Here is a 23909-nt window from a genome sequence, read left to right on the forward strand (position 1 = left end):
TAAATAATACTCGTAAGATTGATTTGCCTTCAGAATACAGAAGATTTTCTGCAACACTCTCTGTTTTTGGACAGATAAACCCTCAGGATATTAGGTACCGGTATCGCTTATTAAATATAGGAAGTAACTCAGACTGGTTTACCACCTACGCTGGTAAAGAAATTTTATTCGCAAATCTGGCAGCAGGAGTTTATAATTTAGAAGTTGAGGCCTACAGTGCCTCTAAAGAAAAGATAGGAGAAACGATAGTTCTAAAAGTAATTTCTAAAGAAGTTTTTTATAAAACCTGGTGGTTTATTTTATTGATTCTCCTTTTTGTTGTCATTTCTGTTCTGTTCCTATTTTATCAATATAAAGCAAAACAGAAATTATTTGCAAAAAATAAAATCGCATTGAACGAAGCGCAAATTAAAAATACTATGATGTTAGAAATTCATCATAGAATTAAGAATAATCTTCAAATTGTTTCCGGGCTATTAGGTTTGCAAATGGCAAACAGTAAAAATGAAGAATTAAAAGTAAAATTACAGGATAGCCAAAGCAGGATCGAGTCTATCGCCGGTATTCATAACCTGTTATATAATTCAAGCAACCAGGATCTTATTTCTGTTAAAGAAAATATAGAAAGCTGTGTTGCTTATTACAAAAAGCTTTTTCCTACTAATATTACGTATCATCTAAATATTGACAGTTCCATTTTAAGCGTCACTCAAGCCACCCCTTTTTCACTTTTATTAAATGAACTAATAAATAACTCAAATAAACACGCTTTTCATCAAACCAAGAATCCCGAAATATTTATAAATTTTCAGCAGCGGGATAAAAAGTATGTATTTATATATTTTGACAATGGTAATTTTACCCAACAGGCAACCCAGAAACAAACTATGGGTATGAAAATTATAGGAATGATGAACAAGCAATTGAAAGGAGAATTAAAGATTGAAAACACTACTAATTTTAAATTAACCTTACTTTTTTCGAAAAATGAATAGCATAAAAATCTATATTTTAGAAGATGAAATAATAACCCAGGAGCTTCTAAAACAGACGTTGGAGGATTTAGGTTTTAAAATTTGTGGGATGGCAACAAATGCAGAAACCGCACTCGCCGAGATTGCCCTTTTAAAACCAGATATTGCTATTTTAGATATTAGAGTAGAAGGCCCGCAGACAGGGATATGGTTAGGGAACCAGTTAGATATTCCTCTCATCTATTTAACAGCTTTTAATGATGTAGAGACCATAAAAAAAGCAATTGCTACAACACCAACAAGTTACCTGGTAAAACCCCTTAATAATAAGGATTTATATATTGCTGTTGAATTAGCTGTAAGTAAAATAAAAAATAAGGCGCAAATAATAGTAAAGGATAAAGACAAAAAAATCATCCTTTCTGAAGATCAGATTTTATATGCAAAGAAAGAAGATCAATATCTAATATTACATTTAAAAGATTCTGAAAAATTAATAAGGTCCAGTATTAAAGATTTTTTAGAACAAATGAATTCTCCATCATTTTTGCAAGTGCATCGTTCTTATGTAATCAATAAAGACTGTGTTACTGCATTTAATAGCAAAGAAATAATTATTAATAACAGCCGCATTCCCATATCAAAAAGCTATGCTAAAGAAATTTTAGAAGAAATTTTAGAAGAAATTTCTTAATTATTTTCCAGCCCTTGTTTTCACTTATCATTTATCTATAGATTTTATTGATTATCATGTAGTAACCTTAGTTTTACTCCAATACTGGTTTTTATAAAAGGCACATAAATCATTACGTTTCCAAAATTTCGTAAAATTTAAATAGAATGTTATTTTTTCCTTAGATGACGTTAAAACATTTAGTCATTTCTTACAATAAATATAAATTGTAAGTATGGGAAAAAAGAAACTAAAAAGGTCCCTGGGATTATGGGACATATTAATGTTCGGGATTGGTGGTATTGTAGGTGCCGGTATTTATGCAATTATTGGGGAAGCAGCAGCACTTGGCGGCAATATGCTTTGGCTAAGTTTTATTATAGCTGCAACAGTAGCTCTTTTAACGGGGTTGTCTTATGCCGAATTTGTTAGTCGGTTTCCAGATTCCGGTGGGAGTTTTGAATATATTAAACAAAGCCTGGGTAAAAAGCCGGCTTTTTTTATGTCTATTTTTATGGTATTTACCGGTGTGGTCGCTGCCGCTGCTATAGCTATTAGCTTTGCCAGTTATTTAAATAGATTATGGGATTTCCCGGCATGGATAATTGTAATAGGTATAGTTACGTTAATGGCCCTCTTCAATATTTTTGGCGCTAAATACAGTTCTTATTATAATTCGGTTGCTACTGTAATAACCCTGGCGGGACTTATCGCCGTTATTGCAGTTTGTATTCCCGAGTTTGGCTCTACAGATCTCACCAAGCTTAATGAAGGTGGCTGGAATGGAATTATAGCCGGTAGTGCTTTAATTTTCTTTAGTTATATAGGTTTCGAAGATCTGGTAAAAATGGCCGAAGAAACTAAAAATCCCGAAAAGAATATGCCCAAAGGGGTACTTCTAAGTGGCTTGGCTGTACTTATTTTGTATGTTCTAATTGCCATAAGCGCCGTAAGTGTATTAGATTGGCAGAAACTTGCAGAATCTGAAGGACCGCTGGCTGCTGTAATAGAAACTAAATGGGGCAGGCTTGGCGCTACGGGGCTGGTTGTAGTGGCTCTTTTTGCCACGAGCAAAACTATTTTAAGTAATATATTGGGAACTTCCAGATTACTTTATGATGTTGCCCGCGATAGCGGGGTAACCTGGTTAAAGAAGTTTACAACCATATCAGGTATAGGAAATGCTCCAAATTACGCCATTATTGCCATAGCAATTTTAGCTATTGCCTTCGGACTGTTGGGAGATTTAAAAATGGTGGCCAGCATCAGCAATATTTTTATTTTTATTGTTTTTGGAATGGTGAATTTTTCATTATTAATGTTTCGTTATAAAAACAGAAAAGATAAGAAAAAAGCTCCTTTTCATATTCCTCTAAATGTAAATAATATTCCCATTCCTACTGTTATTGCCTTGCTTACCATCCTTATTTTATTCGGTTACAATCTATATAATCTTACCCAGGGTAATATGTAGGTTGAAATTTTATAAAAATTAAAGATAGCTCCCGATATCAAATAGAAAAGTTATGGGTTTCCTTTTTATTCAAAAACTTGCTTTTAATTGCGTGTTCAAGTACAATCTTGGCTGTTTGAATCATATTTTTTAGCTCAAAAAATTCCGGGTTACTATTATTACATAGTTTTTCAAGTTTTTCATCTACAAATTTCAATTTCGATAATACTATCTGCTTTTCATTTTCTTCGGAAGTATAAAGCAAATTATAGCTCATGAGTCGATTTAGCTCTTTTTCGAAATTATTTAGAATATCATTTTCTTCTTTGCTTGCATCAATCTGAAGAATCACTTCCTGCTCACATTCCTCTAACGGAATTGAATCCAACTTTTCTACCACATTACCTGCGGCCTGGTGAGAGAATACAAGAGCTTCCAGCAAAGAATTTGAAGCCAACCGGTTGGCGCCATGCAAACCGGTGTGTGCACATTCTCCCGAGGCATAAAGTTTATTAATGCTGGTTCTGGAAAATTTATCTACCTGAATTCCACCGCACTGGTAATGAGCGGCTGGTACAATAGGGAGAAGATCTTTTTTAAAATCTATTCCTTCGTCCAGGCAATATTGTACAATGGTTGGAAAATGACTTTTGAAAGCTTCTGCTTCAAGGTGGCGGCAATCAAGAAATACCGATTCTTTACCCGATTGTTGCAGCTCTTTCATAATCGCTTCAGAAACTATATCGCGGGTTGCCAGTTCTCCGTTAGCATCATATTTAAAAAGGAATCTATTTCCGGCACTGTCAATTACATATGCTCCAAAACCTCTAATCGCTTCAGAAATAAGGAACAAAGAATGCTGGTTTTTAGTATAAAGGGCTGTGGGATGAAATTGAATAAAATTCATGTTTAATATTTCTGCGCCAGCTCTGTACGCCATTGCAATTCCATCTCCTGTTGCAACTGAAGGATTTGTAGTATTTTGAAATATTCTTCCACTTCCGCCGGTGGCCAAAAATGTAACGCGAGAGCTGATGCTTACCACTTCAGCCTTTTGCCTGTCTATCGCCCTTACTCCTATGCAGGTTGTAGTAGATTCTTCTTTTTTCAAAATTAAATCGGTCACAAAATAATGATCGCAAAAAATAATATTTGAATAAGATGCTGCTTTTTGAAGCAATTTAGTCTCCATTTCCTTCCCGGTAAGATCCTGGTGATGAACAATTCGTTTTTGTGAATGTCCGCCTTCCAGTCCCAGTTCAAGTTCTCCCAGTTCATTTGCGTCAAAGCTGGTCCCCCAGTTAATAAGTTCGTACAATCTCTCCGGGGCCTGAGAAATTACCAATTTTACGACTTCGGGATCATTTATGCCTTTGCCGGCTTTCATGGTGTCCTCTATATGTTGTTCAAAACTATCCCTTATTTTATCGAGAACTACCGCAATCCCACCTTGCGCCTTAGTAGTATTCCCAACGTCATTATTACTTTTTGTTAGCACGTGAATAATGGCATCTGGTTTTGCTGCAGCTACCTTAATTGCAAATGATAACCCGGCAATTCCTGAACCTATAACTAAAACATCTGTTTTCATAATTTACAGTTCCATCATACGTTTTATTGGCCTGTGAGCAGCTTTCATCAGGCTTTCTGCCAGTACTATTTCGGGCGATTCATCCTTTAAACAGTTGTATAATTTTTGTAGCGTGTTCATTTTCATAAAAGCACATTCACTGCAGGCACAGCTATTATCTTCTTTTGCCGGTGCCGGAATCAAGGTTTTATCAGGTACATCCATTTGCATTTGATGTAGAATTCCTGCTTCGGTAGCTACAATAAAAGTATCCTGATCACTGGATTTTACGAAATTGAGCATTCCCGAAGTTGACCCTATGTAATTTGCAATTTTAAGAATATGTTCTTCTGATTCCGGATGAGCTATAATTTTAGCCGAAGGATACTTTGCGTACAATTCCAGCAATTTATCTATAGAAAAAGCTTCATGAACAATACACGCGCCATCCCAGAGTAACATTTTCCTGCCGGTTTTTTCTATTAAATACCGGCCAAGATTCTTATCGGGTGCAAAAATGATTGGTTTATCTAAAGGAATGGAATTTATCACTCTTTCGGCATTAGAGGAGGTACAAACCACATCACTCATTGCCTTAATTTCAGCAGAACAATTAATATAAGTGACCACCACGTGATCGGGATACTTATCTTTTAATTGCTGAAAAGCTTCAGGAGGACAACTTTCAGCTAAAGAACAACCCGCGTTAAGATCGGGTAAAAGAACTTTTTTAGACGGATTCAGGATTTTGGCAGTTTCAGCCATAAAATGTACGCCGGCAAAAACAATAATATCAGCATTTGTGGTAGCAGCTTTTTTGGCCAGCTCCAGACTATCTCCGACAAAATCAGCGATCTCCTGGATTTCCGGTTCCTGATAATAATGAGCCAGGATAACGGCATTTTTCGTGTTTTTTAATATTGAAATTTCTTCTTGTGGTGATAATTTATTTTCCGTTAACACACTCATTATGATGGTTTTTAGAGAAAAAAGAATTCAGAATCTTTTGAAAATCTATTCTTCTGAAACTTTCAGATGAATATATTTGAATTAAGCTACCTCACAGCAAACTTAGGCACTCACCGTAAACGGTTAATAAATTTGCAAAGTAAACCCCGATGCATTTAATCTCGATTATAGAGTAAAATTAATAGGATTTTATTCTGCGATTTATGACCCTAATCAGAAAAAAGGAATTTCTTATCGTTTCTGAATTTTTCTATTTTGAAAAATTCAGTTATTACAGCTATTTATACAAATTTCTGCAATGTGATTGCGATCATAAATTTGTGTATGCCTTAAAATCTTTCTTTGTAAAAATTAAATTTTACAAAAATGAATGATACGATTGATACTTCTAAACTAGCTGCAGGACACCCGGTAAGTGTATATTTTCAGGAACAAGAATTGATAAAATTACTTACTGAAGAACTAAAAAATACAGATCCCACGGCTGAATATCAAAAGTTCTATAATATTTTCAATCAGTTGCAATCTATAGAAAGACGTTTTGAGAGAAAAGAGAACCAACTATTTCCTTTCCTGGAACAAAAAGGATGGAACGGCCCGTCACAGGGAATGTGGTCTTTTCACGACACTTTAAGAGAGCAATTTAGATTATTGAGGAAAAAAATTGAAGCAAGGGAAATAGAAGAAATAGACCAGGACGTACAATATCTTATCAGCGGAATTTTTAGATTGTTATTAATTGAAGAAACAACATTATTTCCAAACGCTCTAAAAATACTAACAGAAGAAGATTGGACCAAAGTACGTGTGGGAGAAGAAGAAATAGGTTGGATGCTACCGCAGGTTCCACCAGCCTTTCCTAATAAGGAATATATACATCCCAGCCGGGATTTCACCAAAAGAGAGCTTTCATTTTCGTTAGAGAATACCGCCCATTACGATGAGGGTTATATGACGGTTGACCAGGTAAACCTGCTTCTTAAAACTATGCCGTTAGACCTTACTTATGTAGATGAAAATGACAAAGTGATATTTTACAATCGTGGAGAAGAACGCGTATTTCCTAGAAGTGCGGGTATTATTGGCCGGGAAGTAAAATTTTGTCATCCTCCAAAAAGTGTAGGTACTGTTTTAAAAATTCTGGAAGAATTTAGAAAAGGAACAAAAAGTGAATCATCTTTTTGGATCAATTTTAAAGGTCGGCTTATCTACATTAGGTACTTTGCTGTTCGTGATGCACAGAAAAACTATAAAGGTGTAATTGAAATGTCTCAGGATATTACTGATATTAAAAATATAGAAGGGGAAAAACGCCTATTGGATTGGGATTAAAAATTAGGTAATCACTAAGTAATTAAAAGAATACCCAGAAAGAAACTAGGAAACAAGATAGCAGCCGCTTTTTTTTGATAATTTTAAAAACCTTTACTTTGCTAAAATCGATTTCCTGACCTTTTAAATATATCATGATGAAATATGCTCCCAATTTTAAGACTTTACTTCCCCTGTTCCTTTTAATTATCGCTCCTTTGGTGAACCAGGCTCAAGAACAGGAATATTATGAACTCAAGGTTTATGAATTCGAAAACCACGATCAGGTAGAAAAGACCGAAAATTACCTTCAAAACGCACTACTCCCCGGCTTAAAGGATTTAGGAGTGAAAAATATTGGTGTTTTCAAACCCAAGGCCGACAGCCTAAATAAACTGTATGTGTTGATTCCTTATACTTCTTTAGAGGAATTTGCGTCAAAAAATAAAGCCTTTCAGAATTCAGAAGTTTTTCAGCAAAAAGATGGTGATTATATATCGGGTTCAAATGATAATCCACCTTATAAAAGGATGAGTACCATTTTGCTAAAAGCATTTAAAGATATGCCGGTAATGAAACCTTCAGCAATTGAGGGGCCAAAAAAAGACCGGGTTTATGAACTAAGAAGTTATCAATCCTCAACCGAAGCTTTGCTGAAGAATAAGATAAAAATGTTTAATGAAGGAGGGGAAATAAAGCTTTTTGATGAATTGGATTTTAATGCTGTATTTTATGGTGAAGTGATAGCAGGGCCCCATATGCCAAATCTTATGTACCTCACAACATTTAGCGACCAGGAATCAAGAGATGAGCACTGGGAAAGCTTTGGCAACTCACCCGTATGGAAGAAAATGGAAGCTATTCCCGAATACCAAGGCAATGTTTCTAAAATAGATATTCACTATTTATATCCTACCGATTATTCTGATTATTAGTAAAAAATTATAGTCCAGAAAGTAACACATAAACTCTGGATAATTTGAAATATTTTTTAAATGAGCCCGGTAACTTATCAGGCTCATTTTTTTTGTAGCTTTTTCTCTATCAAAAATAAACTACCTCGAACCAAGCTCCCGAAGCTCTTATAGGGAAACATTGATTAAATTTCGAGATAAAGCCTAGAACATTTAAATCTCGACTCTTAATTAAACTTTTAACAAATTCTAAAAATAATCGGTAATAATAAAAATACTAAGCCACCCTTCAAATTATTAGATTTCACTAAAAATCATTATAAACTTCAAATAATACCGATTTTTTATTTATAAGCGGCTATTTTTCTTAATTCCGTTTTTCTACGCAGAAAATTCAATTCAATACGTATTAATACGTATTTTTATTTAAATTTGAATTAAACTTACGTAGTTATGAAGAAAATAGTTGTAGTAGGAAACGGGATGGTTGGTTATAAATTTTGTGAAAAACTGGTAACCAGACCTGATAGAGAAAACTATCAAATAGAGGTGTTTGGGGAAGAACCGAGTCCGGCTTACGATCGTGTTCACCTTAGCGAATATTTTTCTGAGAAAGGAAAAGATGAATTACTTCTGGCGTCCAAAAGCTGGTATAAAGATCATGAAATTAAACTACGTACTTCTTCGCTTATTTCAGAAATTAATACCAAAGAAAAAGAAGTTATCACCTATAAAGGTGAAAAAATAAGCTACGATTACCTTGTACTGGCAACGGGTTCTTCCCCATTTATTCCACCTATAAAAGGTTCAGAAAAAGCCGGGGTTTTTGTGTATCGTACTACAGAAGATCTAGATGCAATAAAAACCTATGCAAAAAAACTTCAGAAGAGCAATAAATCTAAAGCCACTGTATTAGGCGGCGGACTTTTAGGCCTGGAAGCGGCAAACGCAGCCAAAGAACTTGGTCTTGAAACCAGCGTGGTAGAATTTGCGCCCCGGTTAATGCCAAGACAATTAGACGAAGCTGGTAGTAATACCCTTATTCGTAAAATAGAAAATTTAGGTATTAAAATTTTAATCAATAAAGCTACTTCAGAAATTAGCGGTAAAGAGGAAATTGATGCGCTTACGTTTTCCGATGGCTCCAGGCACGAGACCAATATGCTTATTATTTCTGCCGGAATTAGGCCCCGGGATGAACTTGCAAAATCTGGAGGACTTAAAACTGGCGAGCGCGGTGGCATATTTGTTAATAATAAGATGGAAACTTCAGCAACAAACGTTTATGCCATTGGGGAGGCTGCGCTTTATAATAACGCTATCTACGGTCTTGTTGCGCCGGGATATAATATGGCCGAGGTTGCCGTTTCTCAAATTTGTGGGGGCGATAAAACTATGGCCGCTCATATAGATATGTCTACCCAGCTAAAATTAATTGGCACCGATGTAGCCAGTTTTGGCGATCCGTTTATTGAAAATGAAGAAGTTTCTGCCATTACCTACGAAAACAAGCAAAGCGGAATTTATAAACGAATCAACGTATCCCGCGATGGCACAAAACTGCTTGGTGGAATTTTAGTTGGCGATACTTCAGATTATCAAAATCTATTTCAGATATACATCAACGCAATGAAACTCCCAGAGAATCCTGAAGATCTTATTTTGGGAAGCCGCGGGGGCGAAAACTCAAGCCTTGGTTCGGTAACCGAGTTACCAGATTCTGCACAAATTTGCTCCTGCGAAGCTATTTCAAAAGGAGATATCTGTAAACCACTGGAAGCTGGAGAATGCTGCTCTATGGAAGATGTGGTGGCCAAAACTAAAGCCTCTACAGGTTGTGGTGGTTGTAAACCTATGGTAACAGATCTCTTTAATGCTACCATGAAATCTCTCGGAAAAGAAGTAAAAGAGGTGATTTGTGAACATTTTGATTTTAACCGCCAGGAACTTTTTGATTTGGTAAAGATTAATAAAGTAAAAGATTTTGATGAAGCATTAAATCTTTTCGGAAAAGGACATGGCTGCGAAAAATGTAAGCCGGTTCTGGCTTCAATTTTTGCGAGTATTACTATGGAAACTGCCAATAAACAGGTGACTATCCAGGATAGTAATGATAAATTTTTAGCCAATATTCAGCGAAATGGAACTTATTCTATAGTTCCACGCATTCCGGGCGGAGAAATTACACCCGATAAATTAATGACTATAGGCGCCGTAGCCAAGAAATTTGACCTTTATACAAAAATTACCGGTGGGCAACGAATAGATCTTTTTGGCGCCGAATTGCATCAACTGCCCGAAATATGGAAAGAATTAATTGATGCCGGTTTTGAGAGCGGCCACGCCTACGGAAAATCGCTAAGAACCGTTAAAAGCTGTGTAGGTTCTACCTGGTGTCGCTTTGGGATGCATGAAAGCGTAAGTTTTGCCATTCAAATTGAAGAACGCTATCGCGGTCTGCGTTCTCCTCATAAATTAAAAGGTGGTGTTTCGGGCTGTATTAGGGAATGTGCTGAAGCACGCGGAAAAGATTTTGGAATTATTGCTGTAGAATCTGGTTGGAATTTATACGTATGTGGAAATGGAGGCGCCACCCCAAAACACGCAATTTTACTCGCTGAAGGTTTAGACGATGAAACTACTATAAAATACCTTGATAGATTTTTGATGTATTACATACGTACCGCCGCGCCACTTATGCGAACTGCGCCCTGGTTGGAGAAATTAGACGGTGGAATTGCATATCTTAAAAAAGTAGTAGTTGAAGATTCTTTAGGAATCGCCGAAGATCTTGAAAAAGAAATGCAGAGTCTAATAACCAATTACGAATGCGAATGGAAGCAGGCAATTGAAGATCCTGAAATGATGAAGCGTTTTAAACACTTTGTCAATTCAGATGAAGGTGATGATAATATTAGTTATGTCCCGCTTCGAGACCAAAAAATGCCTCGAGGCTGGACCTAAGTTTTCCTGTTTCAAACCAACTTCTAATTTCAAACTTTAAAAACCATGCAAGAATTATTAGCTCAGTATCAAAGTGTATCTGCACCAGAAGTGCTCAAATGGGTGAATGTGGGGAAAGCCAAAGATTTTCCCGAAAATGGCGGAGCCTGTATAAAATATAAAAACAAGCAAATTGCGGTATTTAATTTTACCCGGGAATCCACGTGGTATGCCTGCCAAAATCTTTGTCCGCATAAATTGGAAATGGTTCTTTCCCGAGGAATGATAGGCGATAAAGAGGGAATTCCCAAAGTGGCCTGCCCTATGCACAAAAAAACCTTTTCCTTAAAAGACGGGAATAATCTTAATGGTGAAGATTACAAAATTGCAGTCTATCCGGTAAAAATTGAAGCAGAAAATGTCTATATTGGTTTTATAGATTAAGATACCTCCCAATGAGTAAATTCCAGGAAGCCATACAACGTATAGACAATAAAAATGCTCAAGATCCTAATTTGGAAATAGCAAACGGAAAAGAATTTCCGAAAGAATTATTGTATTCACAACGAATGACAGATAAGTTATTGGATTTTCATCCGCAGGCTTCCGAAGAATTACAAATTGCAGTACGTGCGCAGCATATTTGTCGGTGGACAGTTCCTCGAGACAACTATCCAAAAAATAGAATTGGATATTTAAAATGGCGCGAAGGTCTCAAAAGAACCCACGCTAAAATTACAGATGAAATTTTGGAAGAAGTGGGTTATGATAAAGATTTTCGAGATCGGGTTTCATTTTTAATCAAGAAAAAGCAGATTAAAAAAGACGAAGGTTCTCAAATTATGGAAGATGTGGTGTGCCTGGTTTTTCTTGAACATTATTTTGAAAATTTTGCGGCAAAACATAATGATGATAAAATAATAGACATTGTAAAAAAAACCTGGGCTAAAATGTCTCCTGAAGGGCATAAAGCCGCCCTAAAACTTCCCCTTTCCGCACATAGTGAAACTTTAATACAAGAAGCTTTAAAATAAATAATGGCGTCACCTAGCTCTCTAGACCAACATACCTTTATAAAACTTAGAAAGCTATACATTCTGGCACTAACAGCCATTGCGCTTTCGGTAATTATAAGTCAGTTATTTATCGGTAAATTCCTTGAAGAACAGGAAGGAGATTCTAAACTTATCAATATCTCGGGTCGCCAAAGAATGTTGAGCCAAAAGCTCACCAAAGAGAGCCTTTTACTTCTTGAAACCGTAAGCATAAACGAGCGCAAAAAAATTGCCCAAAACCTCGAAGAAAGCCTTACTCGCTGGACGCATTCTCACGAAGTTTTAAAACATGGGGGTGACAGTTTAAATATTGCTTCCGCACAAAGTGATGAAATTGAAGAAAAATTCAGTAAAATTCAGCCTTATTATGAGAGAATTAGGGCTGCATCGCAAAGATTACTGCTGAAAATAGATGAAAATCCGGGACGTCCTGTAGAAGATTTTTCAGCTGAAATTACTGAAATCAAAGAAAATGAGGACGATTTTCTTGGTCTTATGGAGGCTATAGTAAACCAATATGATGAAGAGGCACATACACGGGTGGAACAATTACAAAACCTGGAATTATTTTTAACAATTTTCACTCTGTCAATTTTATTACTTGAATTCTTCTTCATCTTCTTACCAACAGCTAAAGGGGTTAAAACCAATATTAAAAACCTGATGCACGCAGAATCCCGGGCCGTAAAAATGGCGCGTGATGCAGATGCCATAAGCGAAGCTCGTGAAAAATCGGTTAAAGAATTACGTGCACTTGGCCAGGCAATGGATCAAATTTTACTTTTTGCCCGAATTACCCCAAATGGCGATGTTTTGCATATAGGCGATCGGTTTTCGAAGCTATTTCAGTATAAAAAATTTAATATGGAGACTAAATTTTCTGAAATTTTATCACCTAAAGAAAATGAACAACTCAATATTGAAAAACTCATTTCAGCCCATAAAAGATCTGGCTGGCAGGGGGAAGTAAAAGCTACTACCAAAAACAAAAAAGATATTTGGCTTGAATTATCTATCGTTCCTTTTCAACCCGAAAAAGATAAAACCGAACTTACCATTATTGGCGTAGATATCACCAAAAATAAAGAAGCCCAGCTAAAAATTGAAGAACTTACGAGAAAGAGTTACGAAGAAAAAATGCGGCAACAGGGTTTAATTGCTAAAAAAATCATTGAAAACCAGGAAAACGAGCAGAACCGAATTGCAAAAGATATTCACGACGGAATTGGCCAAATGCTAACCGGACTTAAATATAACCTTGAAAGCATAGATTTTAAATATCCTGAAAAAGCCGAAAGCAAAATTGAAAGTTTAAAGGAATTAAGTACAAGAATTATTCAGGGAGTTCGCGCTGCTACTTTCAACCTCACCCCACCGGAACTCACAGACCATGGAATTGTACCGGCGCTACAAAAACTCACAGAAGAACTTTCAAAACTCACCGGAAAAAATATTATTTTATTTAATAAAACCGGTTTTTCACAGCGCCTGGGAAATATTACTGAAATTAATCTTTATCGCATTACCCAGGAAGCCGTAAATAATGCCATAAAATATGCCGAATCTACTCATATTATTGTAAGTGTAAGCCATAGCAAAGAAATTTTAAGTATTAGTATTGAGGATAATGGTAAAGGTTTTGACCCGGAAAGTATTGCTTCAGAAAAAAGCGGCAATCGTGGGATGGGACTTACTTTTATGAAAGAACGTGTAAAATTTATAGACAGCCGATTGTTTATTAATTCTTCTCCCGGGGAAGGCACACGGGTAACGCTGAATCTTCCCCTAAAACAAGATTAGACTTCTATTTAAAAATGCGTATTTTCGTACGTATAAAACACAAATATTATGGGGCAAACCAAAATTCTTTTAGCCGATGATCACGAACTGGTACGCGATGGTATTATTGCCTTACTGGAAAATGAAGAAAACCTAAGTGTGGTGAATGAAGCAGCGAATGGTAAAAAGGCCCTTGAAATTATTGAAAAAGACGCTCCCGATTTACTAATCGTTGATATTAGAATGCCCGAGCTAAACGGGATTGAAGTAGTTAAAAGAGTAAAAAAAGATTTTCCTGAAGTAAAAACATTGGTTCTTTCCATGCACGATTCTACCGAATACGTAGTACAATGCGTAGAAGCCGGCGCAGATGGTTATTTACTTAAAGGCTCCAGCAAAGAAGAATTTCTTAAAGCCATTAATAAGATTGCCGACGGTGGAAAATATTTTAGTGGCGATATTTCTGCAATTATCGTAAACAATTTTGTGAATGGGAATTCTGGAAAAAGCTTAGAGACAAGCTCCCCGGAGCAAGACCCGGCCCTTAATATTCTTACCAAAAGAGAGAAACAAATTCTTCAACTTATTTTAAAAGGAAAAAACAACCAGGAAATTGGCGATGAACTTAATATAAGTAAACGAACTGCAGAAGCTCACCGGTTTAATTTGATGAAAAAATTAGAAGTAAAAAATCTTATGGAACTCACGCATAAATCCCGGGAGCTAAAATTAATTTAAGGAATTTCCCCTCTCCAAATAATTATCCCGAAATTTAAACTTCCTTACTGTTCGCACCTCCAGGAATACTTCTATCACCTATAGATTAATATTTTGAACATCCTATTTTTAAAATTTTATAATTCTAAAGGCTCAATTTTCTAATTTTCGCATTAATTCATTTTTACTTATTTTTTTAAGTATTTATACTTAATTTTAGATCATAAAACTAAGTATTATGAAGGATGTGATCACTGGTAAAGCAACAAAATTAGATTTAAGAAATTTAAAAAGTATTCCAATAAGAACCTTTTGGATTTCGGCATTTGCCTTTTTTATCTGTTTTTTTTCCTGGTTTGGAATAGTGCCTTTTATGCCGCAGGTAGAAAAAGATTTAGGTCTTAGCCCCTCCCAAAAATGGAACGCTATTATCCTCGCGGTATCGGGAACAGTGTTTGCCCGCCTGTTAATTGGTAAGTTATGTGATAAATACGGCCCCAGGCTCTGTTATACCTGGTTATTAATGTTAGGAGCCATTCCCACCATACTCTGCGGCCTGGTACAAACGCCATTACAATTTCAACTTTGTCGATTATTTATGGGGTTCATAGGAGCTTCGTTTGTAATTACGCAAGTACATACGTCTTTAATGTTTGCGTCTAACGTAGTAGGCACGGCCAATGCAACCTCAGCCGGTTGGGGCAACCTGGGTGGAGGCGCAAATAGGTTGGGAATGCCTTTAATAGCTGCTGGTCTCGTTGCGTTTGGAGTGGCAGAAACCGAGGTTTGGCGTTATGCAATGATTGTAGCGGGACTTGTATGCTTCAGTATGGGCTTTGTCTATTATTTTTTCACACAAGACACCCCGGAAGGAAATTTTTCAGACCTAAAAAAATCGGGAAAAAGAATTCCGGTTAAGAAAGACAAAAATGGCTTTTTAACCGCTATTAAAGATTATCGTGTCTGGATACTCTTTGTAGTTTACGCTGTGTGTTTTGGTATAGAACTTACGGTTTACGGTACCATGGACAGCTATTTACAAGATACTTTTAACTTGGAACGGGTAACAGCAGGAAACATTATTTTAGGCTTTGCACTTATGAATCTTTTTGCCAGGACCCTGGGTGGATATTTTGGCGATAAATCGGGAGAAAAAGGCGGATTAAAAGGCCGGGTATTCTTTCTCACCCTAATTCTAATTGCTGAAGGTATTATACTTTCGCTATTCTCCATGGCCGGGAGCCTTATTATTGCCATTGTTCTCCTCACTGCATTCAGTTTGGCGGTGCAAATGGCTGAGGGCGCTACTTTCGCCGTGGTGCCTTTTATTAATAAAAAAGCTATAGGTTCAATTTCTGGAATCGTAGGGGCCGGCGGAAATGTAGGAGCATTTTTCGCAGCTTTATTCCTAAAAATTAAATCGGTGGCTGCCGAAGAAGCAGCAATTGCGGCTAATGAAGGCCGAAATAATGAAATTGTAGAAGCAGCAAGGGCTTCGGCATCTTCCGCAGCTATTTCAGACGCATTTCTTTGGATTGGTTTTAGTATTCTGGCCGCAGGTCTTATTAGTTTAGCCATTCGGTTTTCTAAGGAAGATGAAAAAGAAGCGGCATTAGAATTAAGGCATCAGAACGCTTAAAAATCCTATAATAATCACCCCTGTTTTATAAGGATTTAGCAGAAATAATCCATTCTTTTAATAAATTATAAGCGCTTAATAACCAGCGTTTAAGTATATTTTGTCGCTGAGTTTATGAAAAAAATACAACAAGAAGAATTTAAAACCACCTGCTCTTATTGCGGCGTAGGCTGTGGTATTATAGCCAAAAAAAGCTTCGATAATAAAATTACGGTTAAAGGTGATAAAGACCATCCCGTAAACCGCGGAATGCTTTGTTCTAAAGGGATGAACCTTGATTATGTTGCGAACAATGTTTCTGACAGGATTATGCATCCCGAAATGCGTTGGAGTAAATCCCATCCACGTGAACGGGTAAGCTGGGACACGGGACTTGATCGCGCTGCCCGCGTCTTCAAAACCCTTATCCAAAAATATGGACCTGATAGTGTGGGATTCTACGTTTCGGGACAATGCCTTACAGAGGAATATTACATTGCGAATAAACTCACTAAAGGTTTTCTGGGTACAAATAATATTGATACCAATTCCCGCTTATGTATGAGCTCGGCGGTAGTGGCTTATAAAAAAACTTTCGGGGAAGATTCAGTGCCGGTTTCTTATGATGATATTGAACTGGCCGATTGTTTTTTAATCGCCGGTGCAAACCCTGCCTGGTGCCATCCTATTCTCTTTAGAAGACTTGAAAAGCATAAAGAAGAAAACCCCGATGAAGTAAAAGTGATTGTGGTAGACCCCCGTAGAACGGATTCTGCACGTTTCGCCGACCTTCACCTTCAACTTATACCCGGCACAGATATTATTCTGTTTAATGCCATTGGCCGCCGCTTAATTGAAAGAGGTTATATCGATAAAAAATTTATAAAAGCGCATACTGAGAATTTCCCGGATTATAAAAAACAGGCCTATTCACTTTCTCTTAAAAAAGCCGCCAGGGAATGTGGCGTTCCTGTAGAAGAGATTAAAGAAGCAGCTGAAATGATAGGTCGCTCTAAAGGCTTTATTAGTATGTGGGCTATGGGGCTTAATCAAAGTTCTGTGGGAACCGATAAAAATTTTGCACTGCTTAACCTTTCTCTTATAACCGGAAAAGTTGGAAAACCCGGTAATGGCCCTTTTTCTCTTACAGGGCAACCTAATGCCATGGGTGGCCGGGAAGTTGGCGGAATGGCGAGTTTATTAGCAGTTCATAAAAATTTAAATAACCCTGATCACAGGCAGGAAGTGGCTGATTTTTGGGGAGTGGATAAAATTTCAGAAAAACCGGGATATACAGCAACTGAAATGTTTGATGCCCTGGAAAACGGAAAATTAAAAGCGGTTTGGATTGCCTGTACAAATCCTATGGTGAGCCTCCCCGATGTTCGCAAAGCTGAAGCAGCACTAAAAAAAGCCAAATTTGTGGTAGTCCAGGAAATCTCGCATAAGTCTGACACCCTGGAATATGCCGATTTAGTATTACCTGCCGCTAGCTGGATGGAGAAAGAAGGCACAATGACCAATTCTGAAAGACGAATTTCTTACTTACCGAAGGCCCTCACCCCACCCGGAGAAGCTCGCGCCGATGTGGAAATTTTTTGTGATTTCGCGCAAAGAATGGGCTTTTCTGAATTTAACTATAATTCTACAAAAGAAATTTACGCGGAATACTGCGAAATGACTAAAGGAACTAATATTGATATTTCCCATCTTAATTACGATCGTCTCAAAAACGAAGGGAGTATTCAATGGCCAGTACCTGAATATCGCCATCCCGGCACTAAGAGGTTATTTGAAGACCATCAATTTTACACCGTATCTAAAAAAGCGATTTTTAATATTCCCGCTTCAATTAATAACACCTCTACACCACCCGATGAAGAATTCCCATTAATCCTTACAACGGGAAGAGTTCGGGATCAATGGCATAGTATGACCAAAACCGGAAAGGTTTCCCGACTTCGAACCCATTATTCTTCCCCTGTATTAGAGATAAATCCGGTAGATGGGATTAAGAATTTCATCAAAAATGGCGAAGTCGTGGAAGTAGAAAGTGAAAATGGAAATGTTAGGCTACGCGCAAAAATCACTAAAGACGTAAGACCTGGCGTTTTGTTTTTACCAATGCATTGGGGTAAACAATTACAAATTGACCTTAACCGGGCGAATAACCTCACTTTTAATCAGGTTGATCCGCAATCAAAAGAACCCGATTTCAAATTTACCAGGGTTTCGGTTTCAAAATATAAAAAACCGGTAGAAAAAATAATAATTATTGGTGCAGGAGCTGCTGCATTTCGGTTTGTTCAAAATTATCGCGACCATAATAGTGATGATGTGTTGCACGTATTTTCAGAAGAAGCACATCCGTTTTACAATCGTGTTTTACTACCAGAATATGTTACGGAAGAACTAAGCTGGGAAAAACTTTTAAAAATTAAGGAAGTTGAATTGGGAAAATTAAATCTTCAACTTCATAAAGCCTGTTCTATTTCCAAAATAGATAAAAACGAAAAATTGGTAACAGATCACCGGGGGAATAAACATCATTTTGATAAATTGATTATTGCTACAGGTAGTCGGGCATTTGTTCCAAAAGATGCTCAACTGGATTCTCCAGGAAGATTTACCATGAGAAGTAAAGCAGATGCCGATGAATTTAAAACCTACCTGGAAAATACCGGTTTACCACCAGAGGAACAACACGTGGTGATTGTTGGTGGTGGCTTGCTTGGCTTAGAGCTCGCGGCAGCATTGCAAAAAGAGCATGTAAATATTACCATAGTACAACGTTCATCCCGCCTCATGGAGCGCCAGCTTGATATACTCTCCAGCAGACTCCTGGCCAGGGATGTTCAGGAACGTGGAATAAATATTTATTTTGATAATGAAGTAAGTACTGTTTTTGATGATGAGGAAAATCCCGGAGAATTAACTATTAGTCTCAAAAGTGGGAAAATCCTTAATGCACACGCCATTGCCTATGCCATTGGCACACGGCCAAATATTGAAATTGCTAAGGAAAGCGGTCTCATTTGTGGGCGAGGCGTAAAAGTAAACGAGCATTTACAAACCTCTAATTCAGATATATTTGCAATTGGTGAAATTGCTGAGTATAAAGGTCAGTTATTTGGTATCACTTCTGCTGCCGAAGAGCAAGCCGAGGTTCTTTCTAACTTTTTAGCTGGCGATGTTGGCAGTATTTACAGGGGTTCGGTACTAATGAATATCCTGAAATTTAAAAACCTGGACCTCTGTAGTGTGGGAGATATAAATGTACCCGAGAACGACCCTGCTTACGAGGAAATTGTATTTACCGATGTTAGTAAGCGATATTATAAAAAATGCATTGTAAAAAATGATCTGCTTGTTGGGGCCATTTTAATGGGTGATAAAAATGAATTTGCTCAATTTAAAACGCTTATTGAAAGTAAAATGGAACTGGCAGATAAGCGCGATACGCTATTACGTGGTTCAGGAAACAGTAAACCGGTAAAGGGAAAACTTGTATGCTCATGCAGCCAGGTTGGTGCCGGAAACTTACAGGAAGCCATTAAAAATGGAAATAAAGATTTTACAACACTTTGCAAAGAAACCGGTGCCGGGTTAGGCTGCGGAAGTTGTAAAACCGAAGTTAGGGAACTTTTGGTGGCCGGGTAGTTTTCGCATAGCTCTGGCTTCAGTTTAAATTAATTAGAATATTTATGAAAAAATCATTCACAAGAATAATTATAAAAGGAGGAGTTTTATCACCTGCAGAATTAAAGGAAATTGTAGAATTAGCTGAGGCATCGGGTTCAGATTCTATTTCGCTGGGGTCCCGCCAGGATATTTTGATTACCAAAGATGTTGAAGTTGAAAATTTTTCTGCTGAAAATAAATATCAAATAATTCCGCCAAAAACTGAGGGAGCTGAAAATATAGTTTCTTCTTATGTAGCTGCAGATATTTTTTCGGGAACACCTTGGCTTACCGGAGACCGTTATTTATATGTGCTGGAACAATTTAGAATTCCTCCAAATTTAAAAGTAAATATTACAGATCCTAAACAACGCCTGGTCCCATTATTTACCGGTCATCTAAATTTTATAGCATCAGAACACGAAGATTATTGGTACCTGTACATCAGGCTACCAGAATGGCAAAAAATGCAGGTATATCCTGCGCTTATTTATACCTGGGACGTGGGAGAAATTGTTTATGGAATTGAAGAATTGCTCCAGGAAGAACCAGAGGAGGTAGAGATGATTTTCAATTTGCTAAGTGATTCTCTTGAAACCAATAATAGAACAATTGATAAATCTCTGGAAATCCCATATCAACCTTTTCCGTATTACGAGGGAATGAATAAGATTGGAATGGATAATTATTGGCTGGGACTATATTGGCGAAATAATAAATATTACACCAGTTTTCTCAAAGAAATGTGTGATTTATGCGCTGAGTCTAAAATTGGAAAAATTTCAATTACCCCCTGGAAATCTTTGATTGTAAAAGGAATCCCAATAAACACCAAACTTGAATGGGAGAAATTTCTGGGAAAAAACGGAATTAATGTGAGGCATTCTATGTTAGAGCTAAATTGGCATATTCCGGTAGATAACGAAGAAGCCGCAAACCTAAAAAAATACCTGGTTTCAAATTTTGATCAAAAGGATATTAGCACCTATGGATTGACTTTCGGGATTTTTGATTCAACCAAAAAAAGCAACTATTTTACTGCTGTGGTAATTGAAAAAAATCAAGCACCAGAAATTCTAAATGAGATTGGAGTACGTGACACCTATAATTTACTTTATGCTCAAAATTTTGATCCTAATACCCGTAATTATGTGATTCATGTTCAGGATGTGGACAAAGTTGAATTGCCCGGTTTGCTCATAGAATTAAGTAAAATGTACTTTAGCCAATTGGGTGAGAAAGAAGAAAAGGCCAGAAAGTTACCAGAATCAAAATCAGAGAAAGAGAAATTGAAAAAAGAAATCTGGCAATGTGCGGCCTGTCTCAGTATTTACGAAGCAAAGTTTGGTGACATTACTCAGGAAATACCAGCCGGCACCAGCTTTGATAAACTTCCCGAAACCTACGTTTGTTCACTTTGTGAAGCCCCAAAGTCAGCATTTGAAAAACGTATCCAGGAAAAGCCTAGTTAAATATCAACTATAATTATGCAGTTTGGGGTAAATTGAGGTAATTAAGATTCTGAAAGATAAATTTATCAATTTCTGTATTGTTCACTCCTGTTTTATAAGCCTCACATTCCTTAACAACCTCCCCAATAATTATAATGGCCGGGGTTCCTATTTTATATTTTTTTACCAGGTTTTCAATATTGGCAATATTTCCGGCAACGAGTTTTTGATCTTCCCGCGTACCGTTTTGTACTATTGCAATTGGTAGTTCTGCTTTAGCTTCTTTTTTATATAAAGCTACAATTTGAGCGAGTTTACTCACTCCCATCAAAATCACCACCGTTGCAGAAGTTTTAGCTGCCAGGGTCACATCTTTAGAAAGCTTATGCCCTGAAGTAGTCCCGGTAATTATCCAAAAACTTTCGGCTATATGTCTTTTTGTAACAGGAATTCCTACAGAAGCCGGAACCGAAATAGCTGAAGAAATTCCAGGAATTACTTCTACTTCTACCCCGTGTGCACAGGCATATTTTTTTTCTTCGCTCCCGCGTCCAAATACAAATGGGTCTCCTCCTTTTAACCTTACTACGCTCCCATTTTCTTTGGCAAATTTTACGATAAGCTCGTTTATCTGATCCTGAGTATAAGCGTGACACCCTTTCCTCTTTCCTACAAAAATTTTTATAGCCCCGGGTGCGTGTTCCAGAATTTCGGGATTTACCAATGCGTCGTAAAGTATTACACCTGCATTATTGAGTACTTTTATCGCTTTTAAAGTCAGCAAGTCTGGGTCTCCAGGACCAGCCCCAACGATAGTACATTTTGGGATATTGATTAGTGTTTTCATTTCAATTACGATTAATCTAATTCTTAGAAAACACAATTTATAAAACCCTTCTTAAAACTAAGTATTTTTACGTAAAAAATAGATGAAAAGAGAGTGTTTTTATGAGCTTAGTAATTTTGCGGACTAAAATTTAAATTATAATATTTTGAACAAAAAAATAATAAGAAAGCTTCAATAAATAGCTTTCTGTTTCTTCAAAATAAATGAATCAAAGCGCTTAATAATCCAATTTTAATATAAAAACGAACTCTTTCATCCATAAAAAAAATACAAAACTTCATTTAAATAAGATTTACTAAAGCTCCCAGGCTTGCATCGAAATCAATAACAATGCTTCGTGAGCTTGCTCTGAAACTGTTTACCTACTTTAAAAATTCAATTAATATCCTGTTTAAAAATTTATTATTTTTAATAGCTTGTACTACTTATAAGTTTTGCTGATTTTAAAGTATTTAGCTTTTTATTTATTCAGAAATATTTGATATTTAGTACTTAGAATTATCAGAAAATTAAACCGAAAGTCTATCCCTACTCCAACTATGTTTAAGAATAAACCTTACCATTTCCTCTTAATAGAGGACAATGATGGAGATTATTATTTAATCTCTGAGTATTTAAAAGAAAAATTACCAGAGCATTCTCTAACCCGGTATAGTAAATTTTCAGCATTAAAGGAGAACGAGTTAAGTGCAGAATATGATGCTATTCTACTAGACCTTAACCTTCCCGATAATAAAGGAAATAACCTGGTAAACACAGTTTGTCATCTTTTTACTGAAATTCCTATTATTGTATTAACTGGAGAAGTTTTTGAAGAATTTGCGCTAGATGCTATTTCTTTAGGGGCTTCAGACTATTTAATTAAAGATAATTTAAACCCTAATATTTTATATAAAAGTATACTTTACAGTGTAGAGCGAAAAGCAAATTTGCAATTGCTAAAAAAATCGCACCAACTATATTTCGATTTATTTGAGTTTAATCCCCAGCCTACCTGGGTCTACGATTTGGAGACCTTACAGTTTTTAGATGTAAACGAGAAGGCTATAAATCATTATGGATATTCTAAGGATGAATTCTTAAATATGACCATAAAAGATATTAGGCCAAAAGAACAAATTCCAAATATGGAGGCTTCTTTACGCGATTTTAAAGCTGAAAAAAAGTTGGCGGGGAATAGAATTTTTATCCATTTAAAACGAAATGGTGCAGAGATCCAGGTGAAGATTGATAGTAAAATAATTACTTATATGAATCGAAGAGCCGCAATAATTGTGGCTACAGATATAACGGAAGAAATTGAACATCAGAAAATAATTGAAAAACAAAACGAAGAATTAAAGAATATTACCTGGATCCAGTCTCATTTAGTTAGGGCGCCGGTGGCCAAAATTCTAAGTATTGTAAAAGAAACTTCCTGGGAAGAGCTAAATAAGGATGAGCGTAATTTTTTATTTAAAGGTTTAAATGAATCAGCTACCGAATTAGATGGAATTACCCGGCAAATAATTGGGAAATCTGAAGCTATTCTTCAGGTATAAAATAAATTAAATAAGGTATGGGTGAAGAAAACCGGGCTATTCTTTATTTGATTTATTAACCAATTTAGCATACCATTTAGAAAAGGCTAAACTACTTAGACCGTGGATTAACGTAGAGGCCATTACCACTAAACTAGTAATAATCCAGGAAGTGTCATCTTTAGTTTTCTCTAAAGTTAGGATAGCATAATAAAGCGCAGCTACACCAATAGGACCAAACCAGCCAACTAATAGCTGATCTTTAAACTTAGATTTAAATTGAGGAGTTAGCCTAAGAAATAAAAGAAAACTGGGAATTCTTCGGAATAAAATTATAACAAAAATTATGCTAACTGACGTCCATATTCCTAAATCAATCCAATCTTTCCAGGGCAGAAGTAAACCAAAAATAAAGAAAACCGGGATAGTAAAAA

The 23909-nt window shown here is 36.5% G+C and carries 18 protein-coding genes; 14 read left to right on the forward strand and 4 right to left on the reverse strand.

Features of this window, described 5'->3' with window-relative positions; all coding sequences use genetic code 11:
- The 3 genes from AACZ30_RS06470 to AACZ30_RS06480 all read left to right on the forward strand — a co-directional run.
- The coding region (locus AACZ30_RS06470) for a histidine kinase dimerization/phosphoacceptor domain -containing protein (protein ID WP_339648367.1) at positions 1–995 on the forward strand (995 nt) is incomplete at its 5' end.
- Positions 988–1668: a DNA-binding response regulator gene (locus tag AACZ30_RS06475; protein ID WP_339648368.1), complete on the forward strand. Its 681-nt coding sequence runs from the start codon at positions 988–990 to the stop codon at positions 1666–1668. The genes AACZ30_RS06470 and AACZ30_RS06475, both read left to right, overlap by 8 nt.
- A gap of 214 nt (positions 1669–1882) precedes the next feature.
- Positions 1883–3121, forward strand: coding sequence for an APC family permease (locus AACZ30_RS06480; protein ID WP_339648369.1), 1239 nt, complete (start codon positions 1883–1885; stop codon positions 3119–3121).
- A gap of 37 nt (positions 3122–3158) precedes the next feature.
- Here the strand turns inward: AACZ30_RS06480 and nadB are convergent, their stop codons facing one another.
- Positions 3159–4691: an L-aspartate oxidase gene (nadB, locus tag AACZ30_RS06485; protein ID WP_339648371.1), complete on the reverse strand. Its 1533-nt coding sequence runs from the start codon at positions 4689–4691 to the stop codon at positions 3159–3161.
- Positions 4692–4694: 3 nt separating this feature from the next.
- Positions 4695–5639 carry a quinolinate synthase NadA gene (gene nadA / locus AACZ30_RS06490; RefSeq protein ID WP_093305608.1) on the reverse strand — a complete coding sequence of 315 codons (945 nt, stop codon included), beginning with the start codon at positions 5637–5639 and terminating at the stop codon, positions 4695–4697.
- A gap of 366 nt (positions 5640–6005) precedes the next feature.
- Here nadA and AACZ30_RS06495 point away from each other — a divergent pair, with 366 nt between their 5' ends.
- The 10 genes from AACZ30_RS06495 (at position 6006) to AACZ30_RS06540 (ending at position 21129) form a co-directional block, all read left to right on the forward strand.
- Positions 6006–6971: a PAS domain-containing protein gene (locus AACZ30_RS06495; protein WP_093305609.1), complete on the forward strand. Its 966-nt coding sequence runs from the start codon at positions 6006–6008 to the stop codon at positions 6969–6971.
- Positions 6972–7105: 134 nt separating this feature from the next.
- Positions 7106–7885 (forward strand): NIPSNAP family protein, encoded by a 780-nt coding sequence (locus AACZ30_RS06500; RefSeq protein WP_245764385.1) that lies wholly within the window; start codon positions 7106–7108, stop codon positions 7883–7885.
- Positions 7886–8317: 432 nt separating this feature from the next.
- A complete protein-coding gene (gene nirB / locus AACZ30_RS06505; RefSeq protein ID WP_339648374.1) occupies positions 8318–10828 on the forward strand; it encodes a nitrite reductase large subunit NirB in 2511 nt (836 codons plus the stop codon).
- A 45-nt stretch (positions 10829–10873) separates the two neighbouring features.
- On the forward strand, positions 10874–11251 hold the full coding sequence (gene nirD, locus AACZ30_RS06510) for a nitrite reductase small subunit NirD (protein ID WP_339648375.1): 378 nt from the start codon (positions 10874–10876) through the stop codon (positions 11249–11251).
- 11 nt (positions 11252–11262) lie between these two features.
- The gene (locus AACZ30_RS06515; RefSeq protein WP_339648376.1) at positions 11263–11841 is read left to right on the forward strand and encodes a DUF4202 domain-containing protein; all 579 of its coding nucleotides are present in this window, start codon (positions 11263–11265) and stop codon (positions 11839–11841) included.
- 3 nt (positions 11842–11844) lie between these two features.
- A complete protein-coding gene (locus tag AACZ30_RS06520) occupies positions 11845–13662 on the forward strand; it encodes an ATP-binding protein (RefSeq protein WP_339648377.1) in 1818 nt (605 codons plus the stop codon).
- A gap of 48 nt (positions 13663–13710) precedes the next feature.
- On the forward strand, positions 13711–14379 hold the full coding sequence (locus AACZ30_RS06525) for a response regulator transcription factor (RefSeq protein ID WP_339648378.1): 669 nt from the start codon (positions 13711–13713) through the stop codon (positions 14377–14379).
- Between the two features lie 217 nt (positions 14380–14596).
- Positions 14597–15997 carry an MFS transporter gene (locus AACZ30_RS06530; protein ID WP_339648379.1) on the forward strand — a complete coding sequence of 467 codons (1401 nt, stop codon included), beginning with the start codon at positions 14597–14599 and terminating at the stop codon, positions 15995–15997.
- A 114-nt stretch (positions 15998–16111) separates the two neighbouring features.
- Entirely contained in the window at positions 16112–19636 is a 3525-nt protein-coding gene (locus AACZ30_RS06535) for a molybdopterin-dependent oxidoreductase (RefSeq protein WP_339648380.1), read from the forward strand.
- 44 nt (positions 19637–19680) lie between these two features.
- The gene (locus AACZ30_RS06540) at positions 19681–21129 is read left to right on the forward strand and encodes a rubredoxin (protein ID WP_075326653.1); all 1449 of its coding nucleotides are present in this window, start codon (positions 19681–19683) and stop codon (positions 21127–21129) included.
- Positions 21130–21142: 13 nt separating this feature from the next.
- Here AACZ30_RS06540 and cobA read toward each other — a convergent pair whose 3' ends face one another.
- Positions 21143–21955, reverse strand: a complete 813-nt coding sequence (cobA, locus tag AACZ30_RS06545) for a uroporphyrinogen-III C-methyltransferase (protein WP_339648381.1) — start codon at positions 21953–21955, stop codon at positions 21143–21145.
- 539 nt (positions 21956–22494) lie between these two features.
- Here cobA and AACZ30_RS06550 point away from each other — a divergent pair.
- Positions 22495–23496, forward strand: coding sequence for a PAS domain S-box protein (locus AACZ30_RS06550; RefSeq protein WP_339648382.1), 1002 nt, complete (start codon positions 22495–22497; stop codon positions 23494–23496).
- Between the two features lie 36 nt (positions 23497–23532).
- Here the strand turns inward: AACZ30_RS06550 and AACZ30_RS06555 are convergent.
- Positions 23533–23909: cation:proton antiporter (locus tag AACZ30_RS06555; RefSeq protein ID WP_339648384.1), on the reverse strand; the 377-nt coding region annotated here is incomplete at its 5' end.

The sequence above is a fragment of the uncultured Salegentibacter sp. genome, from assembly GCF_963972535.1.
In the GTDB taxonomy this organism is placed as follows: domain Bacteria; phylum Bacteroidota; class Bacteroidia; order Flavobacteriales; family Flavobacteriaceae; genus Salegentibacter.

Coding starts and splice junctions, on each gene's coding strand:
- AACZ30_RS06475 (WP_339648368.1), top strand. CDS start 988: ATGAATAGCATAAAAATCTATATTTTAGAAGATGAAATAATAACCCAG.
- AACZ30_RS06480 (WP_339648369.1), top strand. CDS start 1,883: ATGGGAAAAAAGAAACTAAAAAGGTCCCTGGGATTATGGGACATATTA.
- nadB (WP_339648371.1), bottom strand. CDS start 4,691: ATGAAAACAGATGTTTTAGTTATAGGTTCAGGAATTGCCGGGTTATCA.
- nadA (WP_093305608.1), bottom strand. CDS start 5,639: ATGAGTGTGTTAACGGAAAATAAATTATCACCACAAGAAGAAATTTCA.
- AACZ30_RS06495 (WP_093305609.1), top strand. CDS start 6,006: ATGAATGATACGATTGATACTTCTAAACTAGCTGCAGGACACCCGGTA.
- AACZ30_RS06500 (WP_245764385.1), top strand. CDS start 7,106: ATGATGAAATATGCTCCCAATTTTAAGACTTTACTTCCCCTGTTCCTT.
- nirB (WP_339648374.1), top strand. CDS start 8,318: ATGAAGAAAATAGTTGTAGTAGGAAACGGGATGGTTGGTTATAAATTT.
- nirD (WP_339648375.1), top strand. CDS start 10,874: ATGCAAGAATTATTAGCTCAGTATCAAAGTGTATCTGCACCAGAAGTG.
- AACZ30_RS06515 (WP_339648376.1), top strand. CDS start 11,263: ATGAGTAAATTCCAGGAAGCCATACAACGTATAGACAATAAAAATGCT.
- AACZ30_RS06520 (WP_339648377.1), top strand. CDS start 11,845: ATGGCGTCACCTAGCTCTCTAGACCAACATACCTTTATAAAACTTAGA.
- AACZ30_RS06525 (WP_339648378.1), top strand. CDS start 13,711: ATGGGGCAAACCAAAATTCTTTTAGCCGATGATCACGAACTGGTACGC.
- AACZ30_RS06530 (WP_339648379.1), top strand. CDS start 14,597: ATGAAGGATGTGATCACTGGTAAAGCAACAAAATTAGATTTAAGAAAT.
- AACZ30_RS06535 (WP_339648380.1), top strand. CDS start 16,112: ATGAAAAAAATACAACAAGAAGAATTTAAAACCACCTGCTCTTATTGC.
- AACZ30_RS06540 (WP_075326653.1), top strand. CDS start 19,681: ATGAAAAAATCATTCACAAGAATAATTATAAAAGGAGGAGTTTTATCA.
- cobA (WP_339648381.1), bottom strand. CDS start 21,955: ATGAAAACACTAATCAATATCCCAAAATGTACTATCGTTGGGGCTGGT.
- AACZ30_RS06550 (WP_339648382.1), top strand. CDS start 22,495: ATGTTTAAGAATAAACCTTACCATTTCCTCTTAATAGAGGACAATGAT.